Genomic DNA, 703 nt, shown 5'->3' with positions numbered 1-703 from the left:
CCGAGGCCCTACACGAGTGGGCAGAGGCCGTGCTCAGCACCGCCGAGGACAAGGTGCCCCGCGACAAGGGCAACCTGTGGCAGGCCCTCGAGGAACGCGTCAACGACCACTTCGGCCGCGCCGACGTCGGCGTCTGGGACCCCGCCGAGCTCGAGTACGCGTACTACGTGGAGAAGGGCACCAGCAAGATGGACGACCAGCCCTTCCTGGTGCCCGCGTTCAACGAGCACCGCCGCCAGGTCACCCGCACCTACCGCGCCGCGTTCCGCCGGCACATGGGAGGGGGTGCCGCATGAGCCTGCTGGACACCTGGCGCCGCCAGCTCGCGCGTGAGCTGAAGAAGCGAGATGACGCTGAGCAAGAGATCGCCAGGCTGAAGAAGAAGATCGAGCGCGCGGAGAAGCGCACGTGACCGCCGCCCTGTGGCCGCTGCAGCAGGCCGTCGTCGCGAAGCTGCGCGCCCACGCTCCGCTGACCGCGCTGGTCTCTGGCGTCTACGACGAGGTGCCCGAGCAGGTCGCGCACCCCTACGTGTCGCTCGGCTCGATCACCGAGAACGTGGACGACGCGCACAACCAGCGCGGCCTGGAGGCCTCCATCGTGCTGCACGTGTGGTCCAAGTACCGCGGCTACAAGGAGGCCGCGGGCATCCTCACCGAGCTCGACGCCGCCCTCGACCGCCAGCCGCTCACCGTGGCCGGCT

The 703-nt window shown here is 69.8% G+C and carries 2 protein-coding genes; both read left to right on the top strand.

Going from position 1 to position 703, the window contains the following annotated elements; all coding sequences use genetic code 11:
• Positions 1-296 (top strand): HK97-gp10 family putative phage morphogenesis protein (locus IG84_RS0137205; protein ID WP_031067859.1); only part of this gene is annotated, 296 nt, incomplete at its 5' end.
• Between the two features lie 112 nt (positions 297-408).
• On the top strand, positions 409-703 hold a 295-nt coding region (locus tag IG84_RS0137195; protein ID WP_051862867.1), incomplete at its 3' end, for a DUF3168 domain-containing protein.

The organism is Streptomyces ochraceiscleroticus (assembly GCF_000720485.1).
Taxonomy (GTDB): Bacteria; Actinomycetota; Actinomycetes; order Streptomycetales; family Streptomycetaceae; genus Streptomyces; species Streptomyces ochraceiscleroticus.
This window is presented reverse-complemented; position numbering and strand designations above follow the sequence as displayed.